The organism is Peribacillus frigoritolerans (assembly GCF_004358755.1).
Taxonomy (GTDB): domain Bacteria; phylum Bacillota; class Bacilli; order Bacillales; family Bacillaceae; genus Bacillus_P.
On sequence record NZ_SMZY01000003.1, the window covers coordinates 625844 to 647896 of the forward strand.

Annotated in this window: 22 protein-coding genes; 1 reads left to right on the plus strand and 21 read right to left on the minus strand. The window is 43.0% G+C overall.

Translation table 11 applies throughout. The annotated features are described in order from the left end of the window. Nucleotides 1-72: 72 nt before the first annotated feature. The 16 genes from E2R53_RS16540 to E2R53_RS16615 form a co-directional block, all read right to left on the minus strand. Complete coding sequence (locus tag E2R53_RS16540) at nucleotides 73-1638, minus strand: response regulator transcription factor (protein ID WP_133312820.1); 1566 nt, start codon at nucleotides 1636-1638, stop codon at nucleotides 73-75. Then, nucleotides 1613-3082, minus strand: a complete 1470-nt coding sequence (locus tag E2R53_RS16545) for a sensor histidine kinase (protein WP_133312821.1) — start codon at nucleotides 3080-3082, stop codon at nucleotides 1613-1615. Before E2R53_RS16545 ends, E2R53_RS16540 begins: the two co-directional genes overlap by 26 nt. Further along, complete coding sequence (locus tag E2R53_RS16550; RefSeq protein ID WP_133312822.1) at nucleotides 3079-4026, minus strand: sugar ABC transporter substrate-binding protein; 948 nt, start codon at nucleotides 4024-4026, stop codon at nucleotides 3079-3081. The genes E2R53_RS16545 and E2R53_RS16550 overlap by 4 nt, the downstream gene beginning before the upstream one ends. Nucleotides 4027-4291: 265 nt before the next feature. Further along, the gene (locus E2R53_RS16555; RefSeq protein ID WP_070877088.1) at nucleotides 4292-4696 is read right to left on the minus strand and encodes a F0F1 ATP synthase subunit epsilon; all 405 of its coding nucleotides are present in this window, start codon (nucleotides 4694-4696) and stop codon (nucleotides 4292-4294) included. Between the two features lie 26 nt (nucleotides 4697-4722). Further along, nucleotides 4723-6144 carry a F0F1 ATP synthase subunit beta gene (atpD, locus tag E2R53_RS16560; protein WP_070877087.1) on the minus strand — a complete coding sequence of 474 codons (1422 nt, stop codon included), beginning with the start codon at nucleotides 6142-6144 and terminating at the stop codon, nucleotides 4723-4725. 69 nt (nucleotides 6145-6213) lie between these two features. After that, entirely contained in the window at nucleotides 6214-7071 is an 858-nt protein-coding gene (gene atpG / locus E2R53_RS16565) for an ATP synthase F1 subunit gamma (protein WP_133312823.1), read from the minus strand. Nucleotides 7072-7156: 85 nt separating this feature from the next. Beyond that, a complete protein-coding gene (atpA, locus tag E2R53_RS16570) occupies nucleotides 7157-8665 on the minus strand; it encodes a F0F1 ATP synthase subunit alpha (RefSeq protein WP_070877085.1) in 1509 nt (502 codons plus the stop codon). 15 nt (nucleotides 8666-8680) lie between these two features. Further along, on the minus strand, nucleotides 8681-9226 hold the full coding sequence (locus E2R53_RS16575; RefSeq protein WP_133312824.1) for a F0F1 ATP synthase subunit delta: 546 nt from the start codon (nucleotides 9224-9226) through the stop codon (nucleotides 8681-8683). Beyond that, complete coding sequence (gene atpF, locus E2R53_RS16580; RefSeq protein WP_133312825.1) at nucleotides 9223-9741, minus strand: F0F1 ATP synthase subunit B; 519 nt, start codon at nucleotides 9739-9741, stop codon at nucleotides 9223-9225. Before atpF ends, E2R53_RS16575 begins: the two co-directional genes overlap by 4 nt. A gap of 167 nt (nucleotides 9742-9908) precedes the next feature. Further along, nucleotides 9909-10121: a F0F1 ATP synthase subunit C gene (atpE, locus tag E2R53_RS16585; RefSeq protein WP_029283354.1), complete on the minus strand. Its 213-nt coding sequence runs from the start codon at nucleotides 10119-10121 to the stop codon at nucleotides 9909-9911. Nucleotides 10122-10188: 67 nt separating this feature from the next. Further along, complete coding sequence (gene atpB, locus E2R53_RS16590; RefSeq protein WP_133313092.1) at nucleotides 10189-10899, minus strand: F0F1 ATP synthase subunit A; 711 nt, start codon at nucleotides 10897-10899, stop codon at nucleotides 10189-10191. Nucleotides 10900-10919: 20 nt separating this feature from the next. After that, on the minus strand, nucleotides 10920-11288 hold the full coding sequence (locus E2R53_RS16595; RefSeq protein WP_070877081.1) for an ATP synthase subunit I: 369 nt from the start codon (nucleotides 11286-11288) through the stop codon (nucleotides 10920-10922). 7 nt (nucleotides 11289-11295) lie between these two features. After that, on the minus strand, nucleotides 11296-11517 hold the full coding sequence (locus E2R53_RS16600) for an AtpZ/AtpI family protein (protein ID WP_070877080.1): 222 nt from the start codon (nucleotides 11515-11517) through the stop codon (nucleotides 11296-11298). A 187-nt stretch (nucleotides 11518-11704) separates the two neighbouring features. Beyond that, complete coding sequence (locus E2R53_RS16605; RefSeq protein WP_286166251.1) at nucleotides 11705-13942, minus strand: S8 family serine peptidase; 2238 nt, start codon at nucleotides 13940-13942, stop codon at nucleotides 11705-11707. An 88-nt stretch (nucleotides 13943-14030) separates the two neighbouring features. Then, entirely contained in the window at nucleotides 14031-14660 is a 630-nt protein-coding gene (gene upp, locus E2R53_RS16610; RefSeq protein ID WP_070877078.1) for a uracil phosphoribosyltransferase, read from the minus strand. A gap of 254 nt (nucleotides 14661-14914) precedes the next feature. Next, nucleotides 14915-17041, minus strand: coding sequence for an alpha-amylase family glycosyl hydrolase (locus E2R53_RS16615; RefSeq protein ID WP_286166277.1), 2127 nt, complete (start codon nucleotides 17039-17041; stop codon nucleotides 14915-14917). Between the two features lie 374 nt (nucleotides 17042-17415). On the opposite strand from E2R53_RS16615, the gene E2R53_RS16620 reads away from it, so the two are divergent. After that, a complete protein-coding gene (locus tag E2R53_RS16620; protein ID WP_133312826.1) occupies nucleotides 17416-18243 on the plus strand; it encodes an undecaprenyl-diphosphate phosphatase in 828 nt (275 codons plus the stop codon). An 80-nt stretch (nucleotides 18244-18323) separates the two neighbouring features. Here E2R53_RS16620 and glyA read toward each other — a convergent pair whose 3' ends face one another. The 5 genes from glyA to E2R53_RS16645 all read right to left on the minus strand — a co-directional run bounded on the left by glyA (nucleotide 18324) and on the right by E2R53_RS16645 (nucleotide 22030). After that, nucleotides 18324-19565 carry a serine hydroxymethyltransferase gene (glyA, locus tag E2R53_RS16625; protein WP_133312827.1) on the minus strand — a complete coding sequence of 414 codons (1242 nt, stop codon included), beginning with the start codon at nucleotides 19563-19565 and terminating at the stop codon, nucleotides 18324-18326. A 194-nt stretch (nucleotides 19566-19759) separates the two neighbouring features. Further along, nucleotides 19760-20332 carry a TIGR01440 family protein gene (locus tag E2R53_RS16630; RefSeq protein ID WP_133312828.1) on the minus strand — a complete coding sequence of 191 codons (573 nt, stop codon included), beginning with the start codon at nucleotides 20330-20332 and terminating at the stop codon, nucleotides 19760-19762. Nucleotides 20333-20337: 5 nt separating this feature from the next. Continuing rightward, nucleotides 20338-20787: a ribose 5-phosphate isomerase B gene (gene rpiB, locus E2R53_RS16635; RefSeq protein ID WP_133312829.1), complete on the minus strand. Its 450-nt coding sequence runs from the start codon at nucleotides 20785-20787 to the stop codon at nucleotides 20338-20340. A gap of 18 nt (nucleotides 20788-20805) precedes the next feature. Next, nucleotides 20806-21255: a low molecular weight protein arginine phosphatase gene (locus E2R53_RS16640; RefSeq protein WP_133312830.1), complete on the minus strand. Its 450-nt coding sequence runs from the start codon at nucleotides 21253-21255 to the stop codon at nucleotides 20806-20808. A gap of 214 nt (nucleotides 21256-21469) precedes the next feature. Next, a complete protein-coding gene (locus tag E2R53_RS16645) occupies nucleotides 21470-22030 on the minus strand; it encodes a manganese efflux pump MntP (protein WP_133312831.1) in 561 nt (186 codons plus the stop codon). Nucleotides 22031-22053 lie beyond the last annotated feature (23 nt).

A 22053-nucleotide genomic window follows, 5' to 3' on the forward strand; every position in this document is an offset into this window, starting at 1 on the left:
CTGGGAACTGCCCTCTCTCATTTTAACAAAAAAGAAGGAAGTTTCGGTAAGAAGAAACTTCCATTCTCTAAATTACTTATTTTTTTGAACAATGTTTACTAGTGAATCCTTATACTGACTAGGAGACTTCTTGCACACTTTTTTAAACACACGGCTGAAGTAGTTCGGATCGTTATAGCCGACTTCAAAGGCAATTTCTTTTAAGCTGTGGGAGCCTTTTTCCATCATCTTTTTGGCTTTTTCGATTCGGCATTTTGTTAAATAATCGATGTAGCTGATGCCGAGCTCTTCTTTGAAAATTTTGCTGACATACTGCGGGGAGAGGTTGAACTCCTTTGCCATTGCCTCAAGCGACAGATCGGTATGGCAGTTTTTCTTGATGTGCTGCTTCATCCTATTCGGGATATCGTCCTGAAGGTTTTCAGTCGCCTGTTTGTATTGGCTGATCACATCTTCCAGAATAAAATTCACTTCTGTTTTCATTTGCAAATATGATTTTGCACTGAAAGAAAAGACTGGTTTTCTGATCACAAAGCCCATTTCATCCAAGTAGCGGATCATTAATGTCATTGTGTCATAGACTTTTTGCTCTGCTTCAGCAAGCGGGTGCTGAAATTTCTCAAAGTACCCCGTCATCGTCTGAAAATGACTGCGGACTCCTTCCCACTTGCCGATCCGCAATTCTTCCAGGATGAGCTCTTCAATGTGATGCATTTCTCTGTCTTTCATTTCTTCGTTTGAAATCATATCGCTGTAAAAGCTGTACCTTGCTCCAGAACCTGCTGTTATAGAGGCACGGAGCGCTTCGTAATAGGATTGTCTGATTTGCTCGAGCGCCGGGTATGCCTTGCCGATTCCGATCGCTGCAGATGCTGAGAATAAGCATTTGAGATTATTTAAGATTTTTTGAACGAGGACTATGGCGTTTCTGCGGTAATGGTGCAGCTCTCCTTCTGAGAAAACAATAATCGGAACCTGCAGTCCTGACATCGGTCCGACCCACCCTTTTGATTGAAGCTGAATGGTTTTTTTAAGCTCTCCGTACATTTGCTCAATTGGACCTGTCAGTGAATCCTGGGAAAAGTGAACCAAGAGGACAAAGGATGGCTGCGTTTGGTCGACGTCGAGCAGATTCATGCATTCATGAAGATGAACATCATGAACGTGATCAAAAAGAAGCTGTGTGACAAGATCAGCTTCCACAATCGGAATCATTTTTTGAATGCGTTCCTCTGTTTTTTGCTTTTTTTCTGATTCCAATAAATCAAGCTCGATATCATTGATCACCTTTTGAATGGTTGATAGAATGACTTCCCGCTTGCTCGGCTTTAATAAATAATCCTTCACACCCAGCCTTAGTGCCTGCTGGGCATAATCGAAAGTATCATAAGAGGAGACAATTAAAATTTTTGCATTCGGGACGATTTTCTGAATTTCTTTAATGGCTTCAAGCCCGTTAATTCCGGGCATCTTGATATCCATCAAAATAATATCCGGCTTATGCTCTGAGGCCAGCTCAATCGCCATTCTCCCGTTCTCAGCCAGGCCTGCAATTGAAATATTTTTAAAATCGGTTTCAATCATTTTTTTAAGCGCCAGTCTTTCAATTTCTTCATCTTCTGTAATGAGCAGCTTCATGATCTTCGCTCCTTTCTATTGCAGGAAATTTTATTGAAACAACTGTCCCTTTGTTTCCTGCCGCACGAATTTCCATCACATCATGCTTATTAGTAAATAAACGCAAGCGCTGAACAACATTTCGCAGGCCAATGCCTGTCGACTTGCTTTTGATCGAATCCGCTTTTAAATCTGAGAGAACTTGCTCTTTTACCTCATCAGCCATCCCGCAGCCTTCATCCTGCACACTGACATGTATTTCATTATCCTGACTGAATACACGAACCACGATGGACCCGCCCTCTTCAAATGGCTCGACACCATATTTAAACGCATTTTCCACAATCGGCTGAAGAAAAAATGCAGGAACCTGAGTCTCCAGACAAGCTTCCTCAATTTCAAAACGATAAGAAATGCGAGATGAAAACCTCGCTTTTAAAATCGTCAGGTATTCCTTCACTAAATCAAGTTCGTCACGGATCGTCACGTTCTCATCCACACTTCTGAGATTGTATCTTAGAAGATTGGCAACGGTCGATATCAGATCGCTCGTCTCAAATGCATCCTCTAAATAAGCTTTTTTTGAGAGGGTATTTAAGGTGTTAAAGAGAAAATGCGGATTGATTTGATTATGAAGCCTCTTTAGTTCACTCTCTTTTAAAAGCAGCTGATATTCTTTAATCTCTTTTTCGAGCTTCGCTTTCTCCTTTATTTCTGCAACAAGCTCTTTAATATTTTCCCTCATCCGGTCGAAGGTTTTGGCAAGAAACGAGATTTCATCATTGCTGCTGACCTTGATCGGATGGTCAAAATTACCGGCTGCCACCTCTTTCGCTCCTTGAGTAAGGAGGTAGATAGAACGGGTAATTCCTTTTGAAAACCAATAGGAAAAGGCAATCGATATGATCAGGACAATGCCGAGTATCCATAGACCGAGGGAGCGAAGATGGTTCGTTACTTCAATCATTGATTCATAAAACTGCTTTTGATTGGTCAGCTCTTTTTTAAAGAGCAGGAGCGTGGTTTCATCGATGAATTTTGATATCTGAAGGGCTTCATCATAGGCATCTGACGAATTTTGACGCTTGTCCAGCTTGTGCATCATGACGGTTAAATCCATCGCTTCAACCTGGCTGTCCAGCATATAAATATAGTCGGTTAACGCAATGGCATTGGCCTGATTTTTCAGCTGATCTAGTTTCTTCTTTGAAGCGTTCAGCTGATCCCTGTAGGTTTCATAGCTCGTCTGATTTTCAGGAGACGGCGTGCTGATATACGCGCTTAGCTTTGCCAGGGCTGTCCCGCTTGTTGTAGAAACATGATTTAAAAGCAAGTAGCGCTCAAGGATATTGTTATACTCATAAATAGATTTTTGGTTGATATAGCTGATCGCTGTCCAAAATGCCCCCATAATCAGAATGATCATGAGCGACATGGTCAGGATTTTTCTCTGAATCCGTGTCACGGCCTGCTCCCCTCCGTTATCACGTTTGTTTCCGTATAAGCGGAGACAGGCAGCGGCAAATCTTCCTTTTCAAGCCATTTCACAATCGTTTCAACGCTTTTCACTCCCATTAAAGAATGACTGTGATGGATCGTCCCGGCAATCTTGCCGCTTCTTAAAAGATTCATCGTTTCCTGGGTATCATCAAACGTATAAATTTCAAATCCCGACAGAGCCGATCTTGATTCAATCGTTCTTACAATTAAATCGCCATCATCTATACCCGTTCCAATCAGCATCTTCATTGATGGATACTGATTTAGAAGGTCATTTGTCTGTTCCTCTGCATGCTGTCTGTCTGTTTCAACGAGTTTAATAGAGGATGCCTTCAAACTGTCCTTTAACCCTTTTATTCTCTGTGTTTCAATTGAAGTGACATGGTTCCCCTTGATAATTCCAATGGTTTCATTGTTTTTTACTGTCTTTTTTAGATAGTTCCCGAGTTCTAGACCTGTTTCATAATGATTGGAGCCGATAAAAGATTTCCGGAGACTTCCTGGCAGATCCGCCATAATCGTAACAACTGGAATTCCCTTCATCGTTGACTTCTGAATCATTTCAGAAAACGAAGGATCGTCAATGCCAAGGAGCATGATTCCATCCACTTGTGAGGAAATCGCCATATTCACTGCTTTTTGCAGCTCTTCATTATCAGGAAGATTGGTCCCTTTAATATCAAGGCTTACTTGGAGTTTCCGAGCCGCTTCCTCCACCCCATAAATCACCTGATTCCAATACGCATCACCAAGATAGGGAGAAATTAAGACAAGCCGGTACCGGTACTCCTCTGCATCTGCCTGAGCTGAAAAGGATTGACTGGATTGATAGATCTGAAAAAGCTGATAGAGAGGAAAAATAGAGATCAGCAAAAAAACAAACAGAGCCAGCTTTAGTCGCTGCTTCATAGAATCACCATTTCATAGGACTTTTTAATTAATTATAAGGGTTTGCGGAGGTTTGTAAACGCTTATATTTTGTGTGGTTTGTATCGAAGGTATCTTCTTGCGGTTCATTTTGATGGAGAGGAGGACTTTACTAGAAAAAGAGGAATTATGGTTTTAATATGATTGGGTTGGTGCATTTTTGAGTGTCCGGCGCTTTTTGTTGCTCCCTCAATCCGATTCAAAAGCAAAAAACCCCCAGGATCCAATATCCCGGGGGTTTCATAGTTTAGATTTTATTCTGTGATACGTTAATTCGATTCATTGCTCGGCGCAAGGCAAGTTCAGCACGCTTGAAATCGATATCGTCTGTACTTTTGTTCAGACGCTGTTCAGCGCGTTCTTTCGCAGATTGTGCACGAGTTAAATCAATATCTTCTACAGTCTCAGCAGCTTGTGCCAAGATTGTGACTTTGTCAGGCCGTACTTCTAAAAAGCCGCCGCTAACAGCCACGAGTTCCGTGGATTTTCCTGTTTTTAACCGAACTGCTCCGATTTGAAGAGGAGCCACCAACGGAATATGACCTGGTAAGATTCCGAGCTCACCGCTTTGAGCCTTTACGCTTACCATTTCGACGTCTGCATCGTAAACTGGGCCATCGGGAGTAACGACATTGACTTGTACTGTCTTCATACTCTATACCCTCCTGCGTCCCAAAATTATACTTCTACACCCATGTTCTTCGCACTTGCGATAACATCTTCAATGCGTCCAACCAGACGGAAAGCATCTTCTGGAAGATGATCGTATTTGCCTTCAAGGATTTCCTTGAAGCCGCGAACTGTTTCTTTAACAGGAACGTAAGAACCTGCTTGACCAGTAAACTGCTCAGCTACGTGGAAGTTTTGGGATAAGAAGAATTGAATACGACGTGCACGGTGCACGACTAATTTATCTTCGTCATTAAGCTCATCCATACCAAGGATCGCAATGATATCTTGTAATTCTTTGTAGCGCTGAAGTGTTTGCTGTACTTGACGTGCAATATTGTAATGCTCTTCTCCAACAATTTCAGGAGATAATGCACGAGATGTAGAAGCAAGCGGATCCACAGCCGGGTAAATACCCATCTCAGAAAGCTTACGCTCAAGGTTAGTTGTTGCATCTAAGTGAGCGAAAGTTGTTGCAGGAGCCGGATCCGTATAGTCATCGGCAGGTACATAGATCGCTTGGATCGATGTAACAGAACCAACGTTTGTAGACGTGATGCGCTCTTGCAGCTGACCCATTTCAGTAGCAAGTGTCGGCTGGTAACCAACGGCAGATGGCATACGGCCAAGAAGGGCTGATACCTCTGAACCTGCTTGAGTGAAACGGAAGATGTTATCCATGAAGAAAAGAACGTCCTGTCCTTGGTCATCACGGAAGTATTCAGCCATTGTAAGACCTGTAAGTGCAACACGCATACGTGCGCCAGGCGGCTCATTCATTTGTCCGAATACCATCGCTGTTTTCTTGATAACGCCAGAATCAGTCATCTCATGGTAAAGGTCATTTCCTTCACGAGTACGCTCTCCAACACCGGCGAATACAGAGATACCGCCATGCTCTTGAGCGATGTTGTTGATAAGCTCCTGGATAAGTACAGTTTTACCTACTCCAGCACCACCGAAAAGACCGATTTTTCCGCCTTTGATGTATGGTGCAAGAAGGTCTACTACTTTAATTCCAGTTTCAAGAATTTCTACCTCAGTAGAAAGCTGATCGAATTTAGGTGCTAATCTGTGGATTGGGTCACGACGGGATTCAGCAGGAATTGCCGCATCCAAATCGATATTATCACCTAATACGTTAAATACACGTCCAAGTGTAACATCACCAACTGGTACAGAGATTGGTGCACCTGTATCTAATACTTCACTTCCGCGAACAAGGCCATCTGTAGATGCCATCGCAACGGTACGAACTGTGTCGTCACCTAGGTGAAGGGCAACTTCCAATGTTAATTCTGACGCTGCTTCGTTTTCGCTGCGTCCTTTGAATGTAACTTTAAGGGCGTTATAGATTTCAGGAAGCTGACCGCTTTGGAACTTTACGTCAACAACCGGACCCATAACTTGAGTAACGCGTCCTTTATTCATCGTTTTCCCTCCTAACTTGCTAGTGCAGAACATTTCTGTCTATGAAACCCATCTATTGGGCAAGTATGTCTATTCGAGTGCCGCAGCTCCGCCGACGATTTCAGTGATTTCCTGTGTAATCGCAGCCTGACGTGCACGGTTATAAGAAAGTGTAAGACTGTTAATAAGTTCTTTCGCATTATCTGTCGCATTTTTCATCGCTGACATACGCGCAGCATGCTCAGAAGCTTTACTGTCTAAAAGTGCTCCGTAGATGAGACTTTCAGCATATTGTGGTAATAACACTTCTAAAATCTCTTCCTCAGAAGGTTCAAATTCGTAAGATGTTTTCTTTGAAGAGACGGCTAGATCAGAAAGAGGAAGAAGCTTCGTTTCTGTCACGTCCTGCTGAATCACACTTACGAAATGGTTGTAATACACATAGATTTCGTCAAACATTCCATCATTGAACATATTGACTGTGTTTGTTGCAATATCTTTAATCTCAGCAAATGATGTGTCATCTGCAATACCTGTCACTTCAAGAGCGATTTGAACACCGCGTTTCTTAAAGAATTCACGTCCGATTTTACCGATTGCAATTACAGCGTACTCATCTTTCGACGTGTGGCGCTTTTGGATTGCCTGGTGTACGGCACGCAAAACGTTACTGTTAAGGGCACCAGCTAATCCGCGGTCAGATGTGATCACAAGATAGGCTGTTTTCTTAACGGGACGGCTGACAAGCATTGGATGGGACGCACCCGTGCTTCCTAAAGCTATGTTTGCAACCACCTCTTGTATCTTATCCATATAAGGCACAAACGCTTTTGCGTTGTTTTCGGCGCGGTTCAGCTTTGCGGCTGAAACCATCTCCATTGCCTTAGTAATCTGGCTTGTTTTCTTCGTTGAGGTGATTCTTGATTTAATGTCGCGTAATGATGCCAAAGGTTCTCACCACCTTTTTATAAAAATCAACCTGATTCATTATCTTAAGATAAAGTATGAAGGCCGGCCTTCATACTTCACCTCATTATTCAGTAATCGCGAATGTTTTTTTGAATGCAGCAATAGCAGCCTGGAAGTCGTTGTCTTCCGGAAGTCCGCCAGTTGTGCGGATATGATCAAGCAATGCTTTATGGTTTTGCTCCAAGAATACATAGTACTCTTCTTCAAAGCGTTTAATATCTTCAACCGGGATATCATCTAAGAATCCTTTAGTTAAAGCGTAAAGAATCGCAACTTGCTTTTCAACGCCAAGAGGTTTGTTCAAGCCTTGCTTCAAGACTTCAACTGTACGCGCTCCGCGGTTTAATTTCGCTTGAGTTGCTTTATCAAGGTCAGATCCGAACTGGGCGAATGCTTCTAGCTCACGGTAAGAAGCAAGGTCAAGACGCAGTGTACCTGATACTTTTTTCATTGCTTTGATCTGTGCAGATCCTCCAACACGTGATACAGATAGACCGGCGTTAACCGCTGGACGTACACCTGAGAAGAATAAGTCAGACTGCAAGAAGATTTGTCCATCAGTGATGGAAATTACGTTTGTTGGAATGTATGCTGATACATCGCCAGCTTGCGTCTCAATGAATGGAAGAGCTGTTAATGAACCAGCGCCTTTTGCATCACTAAGTTTTGCAGCACGCTCAAGAAGGCGTGAATGCAAGTAGAATACGTCACCAGGATATGCCTCACGGCCTGGAGGACGGCGTAATAATAATGAAAGTTCACGGTAAGCAGATGCTTGTTTTGTTAAATCATCATAAACAACCAATACGTGCTTGCCGTTGTACATGAAATGCTCACCCATTGTTACACCAGCATAAGGAGCTAAGAATAATAGCGGTGCAGGCTGTGAAGCAGATGCAGTAACAACGATTGTGTACTCTAACGCGCCATTTTTGCGCAGTGTTTCAACTACGCCGCGGACAGTTGATTCTTTTTGTCCGATTGCAACGTAGATACAGATCATATCTTCGTTCTTTTGGTTTAGGATTGTATCGATGGCAACAGATGTTTTACCTGTTTGACGGTCACCGATGATTAACTCACGCTGTCCGCGTCCAATTGGAATCAGAGAGTCAATCGCTTTGATTCCTGTTTGCAGCGGTTCATGAACAGATTTACGATCCATAACGCCTGGAGCCGGGCTCTCAATTGGGCGTGTATGTGTTGTTTCGATTGGACCAAGGCCATCAACAGGCTGTCCTAGAGAGTTTACGACGCGTCCGATTAATGCTTCACCAACCGGTACCTCCATGATGCGTCCAGTACGGCGAACTTCGTCACCTTCACGGATATCAGAGTAAGGTCCAAGGATAATGATACCTACGTTGTTTGACTCAAGGTTTTGAGCCATACCCATTACGCCGTTTGAAAATTCAACAAGCTCTCCAGCCATGACATTGTCGAGGCCATGAGCACGGGCGATACCGTCACCAATCTGGATAACTGTACCTACATCACTAACTTTGATATCAGACTGATAGCTTTCAATTTGCTTTTTAATCAGTGCACTAATTTCTTCTGCTTTGATGCTCATGAGTTTCACCCCTATCTACGATCTTTTTGCAACAAGTTGTCGCTCTATACGTTCAAGCTTTCCGCTTATACTTCCATCATAAATGCGATTGCCGATACGAAGCTTCACTCCGCCGATCAGGTTTTGATCGATAACATTTCTTAAACGAAGAGATTTTTTGCCGATTTTTTTGGCAAACGTATCAGACAGCGCTGTTAATTCATCTTGATCTAATAATCTGACAGAGTAGACAATCGCGTCTTCTGTGCCGCGCTCATCATTTGCAAGCTTCACAAAATGCTCAGCAAGCTCAGGAATCACACTGATTCGCTGACGTTCAATCAAGAGGAGAATTGTACTTAAAACAGGTTGAGATAAAGAAGCAAACGCTTCACTCATCATGGATTTTTTCTTTTCTAGAAGCACTTTTGGATGTGTAAGCACGTTTAATAATTCAGGATTATCTTTTGTGACCTTTTCGATCACAAGCAATTCCTCTTCGAACTTGTCAATCGTGCGGTTTTCCTTGGCGATTTGAAAAAGAGCCAATGCATAGCGAGCTGCAACTATTTCTTTACTCATCGGCCTTCGCCTACCTCTTTAATATAATCTTGGATAAGCTTTTCTTGTTCTTTTTCGTTTAATTCTTTTTCAATAACCTTTGTAGCAATTAAAATTGATAATGAAGCTACTTGCTCACGAAGAGCGGCAACAGCTTGCTCTTTTTCCTGAGCAATTTCTTTAAGTGCAGACTGCTTCAGGCGATCTGCTTCTGAACGAGCTACAAGGACGATTTCTTCCTTTTGCTTTTCACCAAGCTTCTTCGCACTTTCCACTAAACCTTGCGCTTCAAGTCTGGCCTGCTTTAATAGTTCACGCTGTTCTTCAGCAAGCTTCTTAGCTTCTTCGTGCTTCGCTTCAGACGCGCCAATTTCAGATGCAATGTACTCTTCACGCTGTTTCATGATGCCCATTACAGGTCCAAGAGCATATTTTCTCAGCAATGCAAGTAGGATTAAGAAAATAACCAGCTGGAATACAATGTCTCCAGTATTTAAAGATAAACCTGCACCAACTACTAGATTTGACGTTAACATTGCCCGGTTTCACTCCCTTCAAGAGTTCCATGATGGGTTACTATCAAAAAAAGCACGAGATTGTTCTGTTTGATTCTCGGCCGCATATTTTAAATAGAAACATAAAGCAATGGCGAAGAAGGGTAAAAAACGATCTTCGCCATTTATGTAGAGAACCTGTCTCTTTATTAACTTCCTAATACGATAAACGCGATAACTACGCCGATGATCGGAAGTGCCTCAACTAACGCGATACCGATGAACATGATTGTTTGAAGCTTACCTTGCAGTTCAGGCTGACGAGCAACACCTTCTACTGTACGTGAAACGATAAGACCATTACCAATACCGGCACCAAGTGCCGCTAAGCCGATTGCAATTGCAGCTGCGATTAAATTCATTATATAAATCCCCTCTCAAAATATTAAAAAGTTTTTTGATTCTGATGAAACGGTTGAAACATATTAATTAATGGTCGCTGCTCACTTTGTGAGACATATAAACCATTGTTAACATTACAAAGATAAATGCTTGGATGGAACCTACAAAAATACTGAATGCCTGCCATAACATCATTGGCACTGCGGCAGATAAAGCGCCGATTGGACCAGTTACTGCAAGTCCTGCGAGAAGTCCCAAAAGGATTTCACCAGCATAGATGTTACCGTAAAGACGCAAGCCAAGAGTCAATGTGTTAGCAAACTCTTCTATGATCTTAATCGGGAAAAGGAACGCCATAGGTCGGAAGAAATCCTTCCCATACTCAGCTGTGCCTTTCATTTTCACACCATAGTAGTGTGTCAATGCCACGATCATAACAGCAAGAGTCAAAGTAATCGTTGGATCTGCTGTCGGTGATTTCCACCATAGTTCATGGTTTACAGCAATTGAAAACGGCAGCCCGAGCATATTTGAAACAAATATGTACATTAGGAGCGTAACGCCAAGCGTAAGGAATTTCCCGCCTGTATGCCAGTCCATGGAGCTGTTGATGATTCCTTTGACGAAATCCATGATCCATTCAAAGAAATTCTGCATCCCTGTCGGCTTCATTGCCAATTTGCGAGTGGCCAGTACCGCTATTAAGAAAACGATAACACTTGCAACAGTGATCATTAAAACGTTGGATAAGTTAAAAGTAAGGCCTAAAAACTCTACTATAGGAGCTCCGTGATGCAATAGATTCACCTCTCTTCCGGCTAAGCGCGTGAGTGTTGAAAAACATAATCTATCATAATGACAATGTAAACTGTCATTAATCCAATAATGACACTAACCATATTCAGATATTCGGGAAACTTGATCGCGAGCAGGGCAGCTAAACCAGCTGACGCCAATCGTGATGCAGTGCCGAGTGACCTGACCTTCCTGTTCTGCTGAATCGCTTCACCGAACTGAACTTGCTTGCGCACCATTGACCATAAGTTGAACAAACTGAGAGCTGTTCCAAGCGCCAGTCCCAAAAAGACAGACTGATACCCGGTAAATCCCCAGCCTATGGCATAAAAGGACAATAGGTAGAACATATACTTGCGATATCTGTGGTACATCTGGTGCAAATCAAACATGAATGGTTCAGTCTCCTGAAAAAAAGTGGTGGACTAGCTTGATCATCGCGGAAATACCGATTCCGAGCCCAATGAACAGTCCTATGATCATAAAAAGCGGTTCAGTCTGGAAATATCGGTCGAGCCATCTTCCTGAAAAGATGCCAATTAGTGTTGAACCGACTAGCTGAGACAGAATGCCTGTCATTAGTGCCATGGCCTGCATTGGATGACGCTCTTTTTTGCGCATTCACAAGTCCTCGCTAATAGATTAATAAAGGGTTTTTCTGGGGATAAAAACTGGAAATGAAAGGCTTATGAAAACCTTATCATTTACCCTCGTCTAGCATACAATAGGCACTAGTCAATGTCAATTGCTTTAAAACCAAAAACTTGGCAATCACAAAAGCCTATCACAAAAAGTTCACAATTGAACTTTAGTGCCTTTTCTCCCCAGGATTTTCAAGGATAAGATCTGTTTCAATCGTATCCTCCCTGCTGCCTTTTTTCGCAAAGATGACCGCTTTATAGAGACCGTCTTTCAGCTTTAGATCATCCTTTTTGAATGTTTTCCTGACAACCCCTCTTTCGAGATTCCTGCCCCAGTCAAGAAACCCCTCAAATCTGAGTGTATCCGGGTCATAAAGGGCAATTCCCATTTCATCTGCACCGCCCGGCAGATAAAACTCGTATTTATACGTCCCTGCTGTATCACCGAATCCAAATTCAAATCCCATTACACGAGGATAATCCGGTTCATCCACTACATATAGATAAGGAAGCATTTCAAGTCTCCCGCCCGCTTCCACCTCAATCCAGCCATGATGCAGCCCGGCTTCCATCCCGTTTGAATAAATATCCAAAGTAATGAATACATCCTTTTGCTGTTTTGGTTCCACCTCCGCTTTTTGCGGAATCTTCCATTGAAGACCTTTTGTGTAGGAAGGATAATTGAAAGTGTATGTCTTTTTTGCATCCGACTGGTTATCAAGAGTCAGCTTCACTTTTTTCTGGATCCGGTCTCCGTGCAGAGGAACTTGTCCGAATGACAATGAACCGGGATACAGGAGAAAGTCCGTTTCCAGCGCACGGGTCAAATCGATTCTTCCTGCTCCCTGCTCGATGGGTTCATAGTAGGTTCCGTTTTTGTTTTTCAGAGGCTCTGCAGAATTCATTAAGGCCGCTTTGATTTGCTCCGGGTTCCAATCAGGATGCGCCTGTTTTAAAAGAGCGCTTGCTCCAGCTACATGCGGCGCCGACATGCTTGTTCCCTGCAGGCTTAAATACCCCTCAGGAACGGTGCTGTCGATTGCTACACCCGGTGCTACCACATCCGGTTTGATTTCCCACGAATAGGTGACAGGACCTCTTGAACTGAAATCTGCCAGCTGATCGGATTCATGCTGATAGACTGTTCGGACGAGCGCGCTGTTGTTCAATTGCTTTTTAAGCCATAATCCATCCTCTTTTGAAATGGAAACCACAGGGATGCCTACTTCTAATTCAAGGTTACCTGCGAAATTGCCTTTCATGTTGTTGTAGATAATAATTGCCTTAGCTCCGACTTTTTCAGCATACAGCGCTTTTTCAGTAAAAGTGATTTTGCCTCTCTCTACAAGTACAACCTTCCCTTTCATATCTGCTTTAAATTGGTGCTCTTCACCAATCCCCGCAAACACGATTTCTTCCCCTTGACTCAGCTTCCATTCTTTTGACCCGGCAAGGGCTGTAATCGGAACCATTTTCCCCGCTCCGCTCAGCTTTAAATATGGTATTTTCTGCGGAGGCGTGGATGCCCCGACAGAGATGGATTTGCTTGATGTGCCCGGTGAGCCGATTGTCCATACTCCGGGACCTGAATTTCCGCTTGATGTCACTGCCACGATTCCATGCTCAACCGCACGATCCAGAGCGAGACTTGTAGGCCAGTCAGGTCCATTAACTGTATTCCCGAGCGACAAATTCAACACATCCACTTTGTCTTCAATCGCTCTTTCGATAGCCGCTATCACTTGTTCGCTTGTTCCGTATCCTCCAGGACCAAGCGCCCGGTAAGCAATGATTTCCGCTTCCGGTGCTACGCCCTGAAGTTTTCCATTCGCTGCAATGATTCCGGCCACATGTGTCCCGTGCAGTGTTTCCGTTCCATCTGTCGCTTTTGTTTCCATCGGATCGCTGTCTCCGTCTATGAGATCGGCTCCCCCGTGATAGCTTCTGGACAAATCAGGATGCGTATAATCAATGCCGGTATCAATAATGCCCACCTTTACCCCCTTGCCTGTCAGCCTTTGATGTTCAGCATCGAATTTTCCGCGTACTTCATCCCCGCCGATAAACGGGACACTCTCTTCAAGATCCACATGATAGGCTGTAACCGGGCTCGCGTGCACAACATGAGGTTCTTTTTGGATAGCTTCAAGATCTTTATGCTTCCCAGCCAGTGTGAAGCCGCTGAATACCTTTTTAAATGTGCGGCGAATGCGAACGTTTGGATACGTTCGCTTTATTTTTTGCGAGAACGCAGCTGCATGTTCTTTTTCAACAACAATCATGATTGTTTCTGCCTTATCTGGTGATTCTTCAGGAATAGGAGGGATCGCCGGAAACGTTTCTGCCTGAGCTGAAAAAGAAATCAGTGTGAAAAATAAGAAAGAAAGTGTGCATGTTCGGACCATTTTTTGTCACCTCTCTCTTATTCTTTTCTAAGGGAGGTTTTTTCATGAAAAAAATCCCCCTTTTCATAAAGGAGGATTTCATTTCAATTTATTTCGTTCCGAACATGCGGTCTCCGGCATCACCTAGGCCAGGGACAATATATCCATGATCATTTAATTTTTCATCAAGTGCTGCAATGTAAATATCAACATCAGGATGTGCTTCCTTCACAATCTCCACACCTTCTGGAGCTGCGATTAAACACATGAATTTGATATTTTTAGCGCCGCGTTTTTTCACACTGTTGATTGCTTCAACAGCAGATCCGCCTGTTGCAAGCATTGGATCAACAACGATAAATTCGCGCTCTTCCACGTCAGAAGGGAGTTTCACATAATACTCGATCGGCTTTAACGTCTCTGGATCGCGGTATAAACCAACATGTCCGACTTTTGCAGCCGGAATCAGTTTAATGATACCGTCTACCATTCCAAGACCAGCTCGGAGAATAGGGACAATCGCAAGCTTTTTGCCAGCCAAAACCTTTGATTTTGCTACTTGCACCGGTGTTTCAACTTCCACTTCTTCAAGCGGCATGTCTCTTGTAATTTCAAACATCATCAAGCTCGCAACTTCATCAACAAGCTCACGAAACTCTTTCGTACCTGTCTTTACATCACGGATATATGTTAGCTTATGCTGAATAAGTGGATGATCAAAAACGTATACTTTGCCCATCGGCTCATCTCCTTTTCTATGACACTTCAATAGATTTTACAGAAAAAGCAGAGCCGTTTCAAGAAGGATGGGAGATTTATTTGCAGGATTTTTACTCAAGGCCGGATGGACAGCAGTTTTTGACCGGATTTTAAAAATGATGAGCATCTTTCCAGCCATCTATCAGTGTGATTTAGAGTTGTATCAGTCTAAATCATGAATTGATCCGTTTAACGAGAAAACAGCTCACCCATCCAACAGGTGAGCTGATTTTTTTAGTTCTGGAAGATTGAAATAGAGGTTCCAGGACCGCTCGATGGAGTCGTGTAAACATGGTTCGCTCCGCTTTCCCAAACAACATTTCCGCTTGCATCCTTTTTAATAAACTTAAATTCAATATTGCGTCCTGCCGGTACACTGACGTCATAATACCAGGCCGGATACTTTGTGATCACCTGATTATACATCGGTCCCGCTGCCTTCGATGCATCCCAGTTTCCAAGCTCACTTACATTTCCTACTATATAAATGGACTGGCCAGGACTTGTTGATGCGTTGTTCGCAATAAACCGGACAGATGACTGTTTTCCGGATAAAACCTCAACAGGACCGTACGTATTGCTGGCAGTCCCGCCTGATGATGCGACAGACACTTGATAATCTCCTCCTTTTAAAACAGGAACCTGTGCTTTAATTTCTGTATTCGACCATGATAATACGGAGGCATTTACTGTTCCGAACTTAACTGTACCAGCAGAACCGCCAAAGGATTCTCCGCTGATTGTAATCGTGCTTCCCGGCACTGCCATAACCGGCCCGATTTGTCCAATTGCAGGCGCTGCTGAGGTCCCATTGGAGGAATAGACACCTGCTTCACCCGGTGAAAGGTCAAAAGCAGTGACAGCACCGCCGCTTCTAACTGATAAGCTGTTTCCATTCAGAAGGGAAGTCAGCTGATCCGAATAATTCCCTGCAGGAAGAGCCGTTGAGAGATTTGATATGTTGTAAGCTGCTGTTTTGCTTTTATTTACTGCTACCAACACTGTATCTTTGCCAAATGTTCTTTCATAGATATAGACATCATTATTGATCCATCTCTCTTTTGTTTTACCGTAGCCTAAAGCCCGGTTCGATTTGCGCAGACCTGCAAGCTTGCTGATGATCTGATAAGCCTTCGTTGTTTTATTGAAAGAAGTTTGCTTTTTCCGGTTGTTCGGGTCTCCATTGCCTGTCATATATTGCTCTGTTCCATAATAAACGTTCGGAACCCCTCTTGAAGTGAGCATGACTGCTAAAGCAAGATCCGTATTTTTTACATCCGCCCCGTCAAAGTGAAAGCGGTCCATATCGTGATTATCGAGGAAGGTGACCTGATCGGCAGCCTGTTCGTATTTCGCTTCCGACTCAGCAATCATCGAGTTGAAGCCATACCAGTTATCAGAACCGCTTCTTAATACCTGCCTCAGTTTTTGGCCAAACCGGAAGTCAAGCAAGGACATTCCTGTGGAATTGGCGAAGTTATAATAGTTTTGGTCCACTTCATTTTCCCCAAGGAACCATTCTCCGAACGTAAACACCGGCTTATAGCTGTAGATCGATTCCATGAACGTCTTTTGCCAGCCGAAAGGCATATGCTTCACTGCATCTACCCTGATTCCGTCAATTCCCATATCGAGCCAGAGCTTCACAGAATCTTTTAAGTATTTGTCTACTGCCGGGTTCTGATGATTGAAATCTGCCAGATCATAAAGGTTTCTGTAAATCCCATCTTCAATAGAAGAAAAATTCGTTCCCCCATTATGATGGAATAAACCTTTCGTATCGTTTGTATAACCGCCCACAAGGGTTCCGTTATCATACAGCTTTCCGTTTTCCATATAAGACGGAGTATCTTCAGATGCCGGAGAAGTGTGATTTGGCGCAAAATCGATAATGACCTTTATCCCCTTCTGATGTGCTGTATTGATAAGGGTCTGAAACTCTTGCACCGTGCCGTAAAAGCGGTTTGTCTTTTTAAAATCCCTTGCCCAATATCCGTGATAAGATGTCGTGCCTGCCGCATCATTTAACACAGAGAAGACATTTTCAACAGGCTGGGAAATCCATAAGGCCGTAATCCCCATATCCGTGAAATATCCGTCATTCAATTTATTAATAATCCCCTGCCAGTCACCGCCGCAGTACTTTCTTAAATTCGAGCAGTCAGCGCTGAACAAGCTGCCTGTCGGATTGTTATTAGTGTTCCCATCACTAAACCGATCCGTCATAATTTGATAGATAACATCGTTCGAATAATTTACTTTATTATCAGTGGAAGCGTTTGCATAATTATCTGCAAACGGTCCATACAAACTAAAAATAAGAACAAAGGCAACTGTTAAACTCATTGCTTTTTTTAACATCCAGCCATCTCTCCCTTGATCATGTTTTTCTGCCGCTTCCTTTAACCGCTTCCTCCTTTCCATAATAAAACCCCGTTATTCATAAAGAATAACGGGGTTGTTGTCCATATTTGGACAATGCATAGCCCTCAGGTTAAGTTGCTAGTACGGGTTGTAGTTATCTAAGAATGATAATAAATAGATTTAACATTTAACACAATATTCAAAATGCTCATTTTCCACTTTCTAACATTAAGTATTTTGACCTATTACCCTCCAAACCCACTTTACACAGATTACCAATTCCATGAAATTCATAGACTTCTATCTATGAAACGTTTAAAATCATCAAAGAGCGTTTTTTAAATGAACTAGTTAAAGAGGTGGATATAAACTTGAATTTATGGGAGATTTTTGTTGCTGTTGTATTAGGAATTGTGGAAGGATTAACCGAATTTGCTCCAGTGTCCTCTACTGGACATATGATTATTTTTGATGATTTGCTGTTTCAGTCTAAAGAGCTTTTTGGGGCACCTGTTGCAAATACGTTTAAGATCGTGATTCAGCTTGGATCGATTCTTGCGGTCGTCATTATTTTCAGAGAGCGTTTTATCAGCTTGCTCGGTCTGAAAAAAGAAACAGCTGAGGAAAAACGGACGAAGTTAAAATTAACACAAGTCATCGTAGGCTTGCTGCCTGCTGCTGTACTTGGACTTTTATTTGAAGATTACATCGATGAACACTTGTTTTCTATTCATACGGTTTTAATCGGCTTGGTAATTGGAGCTTTCTTAATGTTAGCTGCTGATTTCATCCAGCGCAAAAGAACCATTACAACAGAAACTGTGGATAAAATCACGTATAAACAGGCTTTGCTTATAGGACTGATTCAATGTTTAGCGTTATGGCCCGGATTTTCGCGTTCTGGATCGACGATTTCCGGAGGCGTTATTCTTGGCATGAATCATAGAACTGCATCTGATTTTACCTTCATTATGGCTGTTCCGATTATGGCCGGGGCAAGCGGACTTTCTCTTCTTAAAAATTGGGAGTACTTCACGATGGACGCACTGCCATTCTTTATTGCAGGATTTATCAGCGCATTCGTTGTTGCTTTAATTTCAATTCGCTTCTTCCTGGCCCTAATTAACAAAATTAAACTTGTGCCATTTGCCATTTATCGCATTATTTTAGCTGCAGTGATTTATTTTGTTTTTCTATAAGAGAAAAGAGCAAATCCGATTCAGCTGGATTTGCTCTTTTTTTGATCAAAAAAAGGCTGAACAAGTCAGCCCAATCTTATTTATAGTTGCTCATACATAGAAAATTTAGAAGTTAATGCTTCTACTCTTTTCTCTGCTTCTTGTAATTTTGCTTCATCTTCAGGGTTGCTGAGTGCAAGACCCATGATTGCAGCAATTTCATCCATATCTTCAAGACCGAAGCCTCTGCTTGTTACAGCAGCTGTACCGATGCGGATACCGCTTGTTACGAATGGACTTTCAGGATCAAATGGGATCGTGTTTTTGTTCGCTGTAATTCCGATATCATCCAATACTTTTTCTGCCACTTTACCAGTCAGGTTAAGAGAACGCACATCAATTAAAATCAAGTGATTGTCTGTTCCGTCTGATACAAGTGTTAATCCTTGTTTCTTCAAGCCTTCAGCAAGACGGTTTGCATTCGCAATGATGTTAGATGCATATGTCTTGAAGTCGTCTTGAAGAACTTCTCCAAATGAAACAGCTTTTGCAGCGATTACGTGCATAAGCGGTCCGCCTTGGATTCCAGGGAAAATAGACTTATCAATCTTTTTCGCAAATTCTTCTTTGCAGAGAATCATTCCACCGCGAGGTCCGCGCAATGTTTTATGTGTTGTTGTTGTAACAAAATCAGCATAAGGAACAGGGTTTTCATGAAGGCCTGCCGCTACAAGTCCAGCGATATGAGCCATGTCTACCATGAAATATGCTCCGACTTCATCCGCGATTTCACGGAATTTCTTGAAATCAATTGCACGAGGATATGCACTTGCGCCTGCAACAATCAGCTTTGGCTTATGTAAACGGGCTTTCTCTAATACATCTTCATAATTGATGCGGTGTGTATCTTTATCCACGCCATATTCAACGAAATTGTACTGCACGCCGCTGAAGTTAACAGGGCTTCCGTGTGTTAAGTGACCGCCATGAGATAAGTTCATGCCAAGTACTGTATCGCCATGTTCAAGGATTGTGAAGTAAACAGCCATGTTCGCCTGTGCACCTGAGTGAGGCTGCACGTTAACATGCTCTGCACCAAAAATTTCTTTTGCACGGTCTCTTGCGATATTTTCCACAACATCCACGTGCTCACAGCCTCCGTAATAACGGCGGCCAGGGTAGCCTTCTGCATATTTGTTCGTAAGGACTGAGCCTTGCGCTTCCATAACGGCTTCTGTTACAAAGTTTTCGGAAGCAATCAATTCGATTTTCGTGCGCTGACGCTGTAATTCGTCCTGAATTGCTTCAAATACGCCAGTATCCTGCTTACTTAGATGTTTCATGCTTTAAAATCCCCCTATCCAAATTCACTTGATTTTGCAGACAATTTTCACATTCAATTCAATTTCATTGTACACGTTCATGTTCAAGATTGTAATAGATTTCTGTGTATTTTTTATCAAGAACAGTGATTTTTGAAAAAAACGCCCAAAATCACGAATGATAATCAATCTCTATTTTATATCGTTCGTATTTATCACGTGCACTTTTTGTTTTCTTCTTTGGCTGCATACACAGCTCTTTCGCCGCCGATCAGTTTCGGACGCGTCTTTGCCATTGTAACCCGGGCATGTCCAAGCTGCTTCACAGAGCTTCTGACCGGAACTGCTACATGCTTAAGGTGCATGCCAATAAAGGTATCGCCGATATCAATGCCGCCGTCAGCTTTGATGAATTCAACCACAACAGGCTTTTTGAAAGCTGAGTAAGCATATGCAGCCATCGCTCCTCCAGCCGTACGGACCGGAGTCACCGTAACTGCTTCAAGATTATAAGAAGCAGCTGTATCACTCTCGACCACAAGGGCTCTGTTCAAATGCTCGCAGCATTGGAAAGCGAGATGCATGCCGGTTCTTTCTTGATATGCTTTTAATTCCTCAAAAATCATTTCGGCCGCTTCACTCGTACCGGCCGTCCCTATTTTTTCTCCAATCACTTCACTCGTGCTGCAGCCAACCACAAAGATGTTCCCCGCGCGAAAAGAAGATTGCTCTTCTAAATCAGCAAGCATAGTGCGAAGCTGACTCTTCCACTCTCCAATCAATGTCATTTCGTTCACCCTTGGATTTTATTTTCAAAAGCAGTGATTTTACTGACGCGGTTTTCATGTCTGCCGCCTTCAAATTCTGTTGTGAGCCAGATTCTTGCGATTTCACGGGCCAGACCAGGTCCGATCACACGCTCGCCCATTGCAAGCATATTGCTGTTATTGTGCTCTCTTGTTGCTTTTGCACTGAATGTATCATGTACAAGCGCGCAGCGAATCCCTTTTACTTTATTGGCAGAAATGCTCATGCCGATTCCCGTGCCGCAAATCAGAATGCCGCGGTCAAATTCTCCGCTTGCCACTTTTTCTGCTACCGGCAATGCATAATCAGGATAATCGACCGATGTTTCGCACTCGCAGCCAAAATCTTCATACTGTATGTTCATTTCATCCATCAGCTGCTTGATTTCCTCGCGGAGATTCAGCCCGCCATGGTCAGAAGCAATCGCAATCTTCATTTTGAACCCTCCAAACGCTTAATTTTCTAACTTTTTAACTAAGAGCTTTATCATCTTTTCCAAATCTTCACGGGTCATTCTGTATATCTCAAGTGAACCGCCGAACGGATCTATGACATCGCGCCGATCCTGCCCATCCTCCACCACAAATTCAGAAAGAGTAAAGGTTTTTTCTATCGCCTGCGGATATCGTTCAAAAATCAGTTCTTTATGGCTTTCAGTCATTGTTAAAATGTAAGTTGCCCAGCGGATGTGCTCTTCATTCAATTGAGCCGACTGGTGATTGCATATGATCCCTTTCTCATCAAGCGCCTGCTTTGCATGAAGAGAAGCATCGCCGCCGTCGCTTGCATACACACCTGCAGATTTGACCGACAGGAGATCATTTTCTTTCATATGATTCAATAACGCTTCAGCCATGGGGCTTCTGCATGTATTTCCGGTACAAACAAAAAGGACATTAATCATTCATCTACCTCCTTTGTTTTATTATAATCCAAATGGAGTCCTGAAAGTAGTCATTGCGCTTTTTGGGAATGAGAAAAGCGCAAGCTCGCTTTTCGCCAATACTTGCGGATCCATTCCGGCCGAGGGGCCTGAGCGATTTGCCAGCCATTGAAGCTCAAAATACTTTTTAAAACCAAACAAAAAACAGGCCTTAATCGGACCTGTTATCCTCTTTTTATATAGGGAAAATCAGCTTCAGGCCAAATCCTAAAAGAATGCTTCCTCCAAGAGCTTCACCGTATGTACCGAGCCAGTTCTGAACTCTTCTGCCAATTAGAAGACCAATCCATGTCAGGACCATGCTGACTAAGCCGAACATCGCGATCGTCAGGAACGTTCTTGCACCATAAATGCCAAGACTCAAACCGACTGAAAAGCTGTCCAGGCTTACGCTGAGAGCAAAAAAAAGGAGCCCAAAGCCAACTGGTGTAATCATTGGTTCATTATCTTTTTTAAAGGAAGCGAAAATCATCTGCACTCCAAGAATGATCAGCAGGGCGCCGCCAGCAATTGAAGCGATATTCCCAAACGTACTGGAGAGCACTTTTCCGATCCACATTCCTGCAAGCGGCATCCATATATGAAACAGTCCAATTGTCAGGCCAATATAAAAAATCTGCCTTAACCGGAGTTTGATCAGCCCCATCCCAAGTCCGACTGAAAAAGCATCCATTCCAAGTGCAAATGCCATCATAAATAAGGTTATGAGTTCCCCAATTAATGCCTCTACATTCATTCTAAAGCCTCCTCGGACACGCC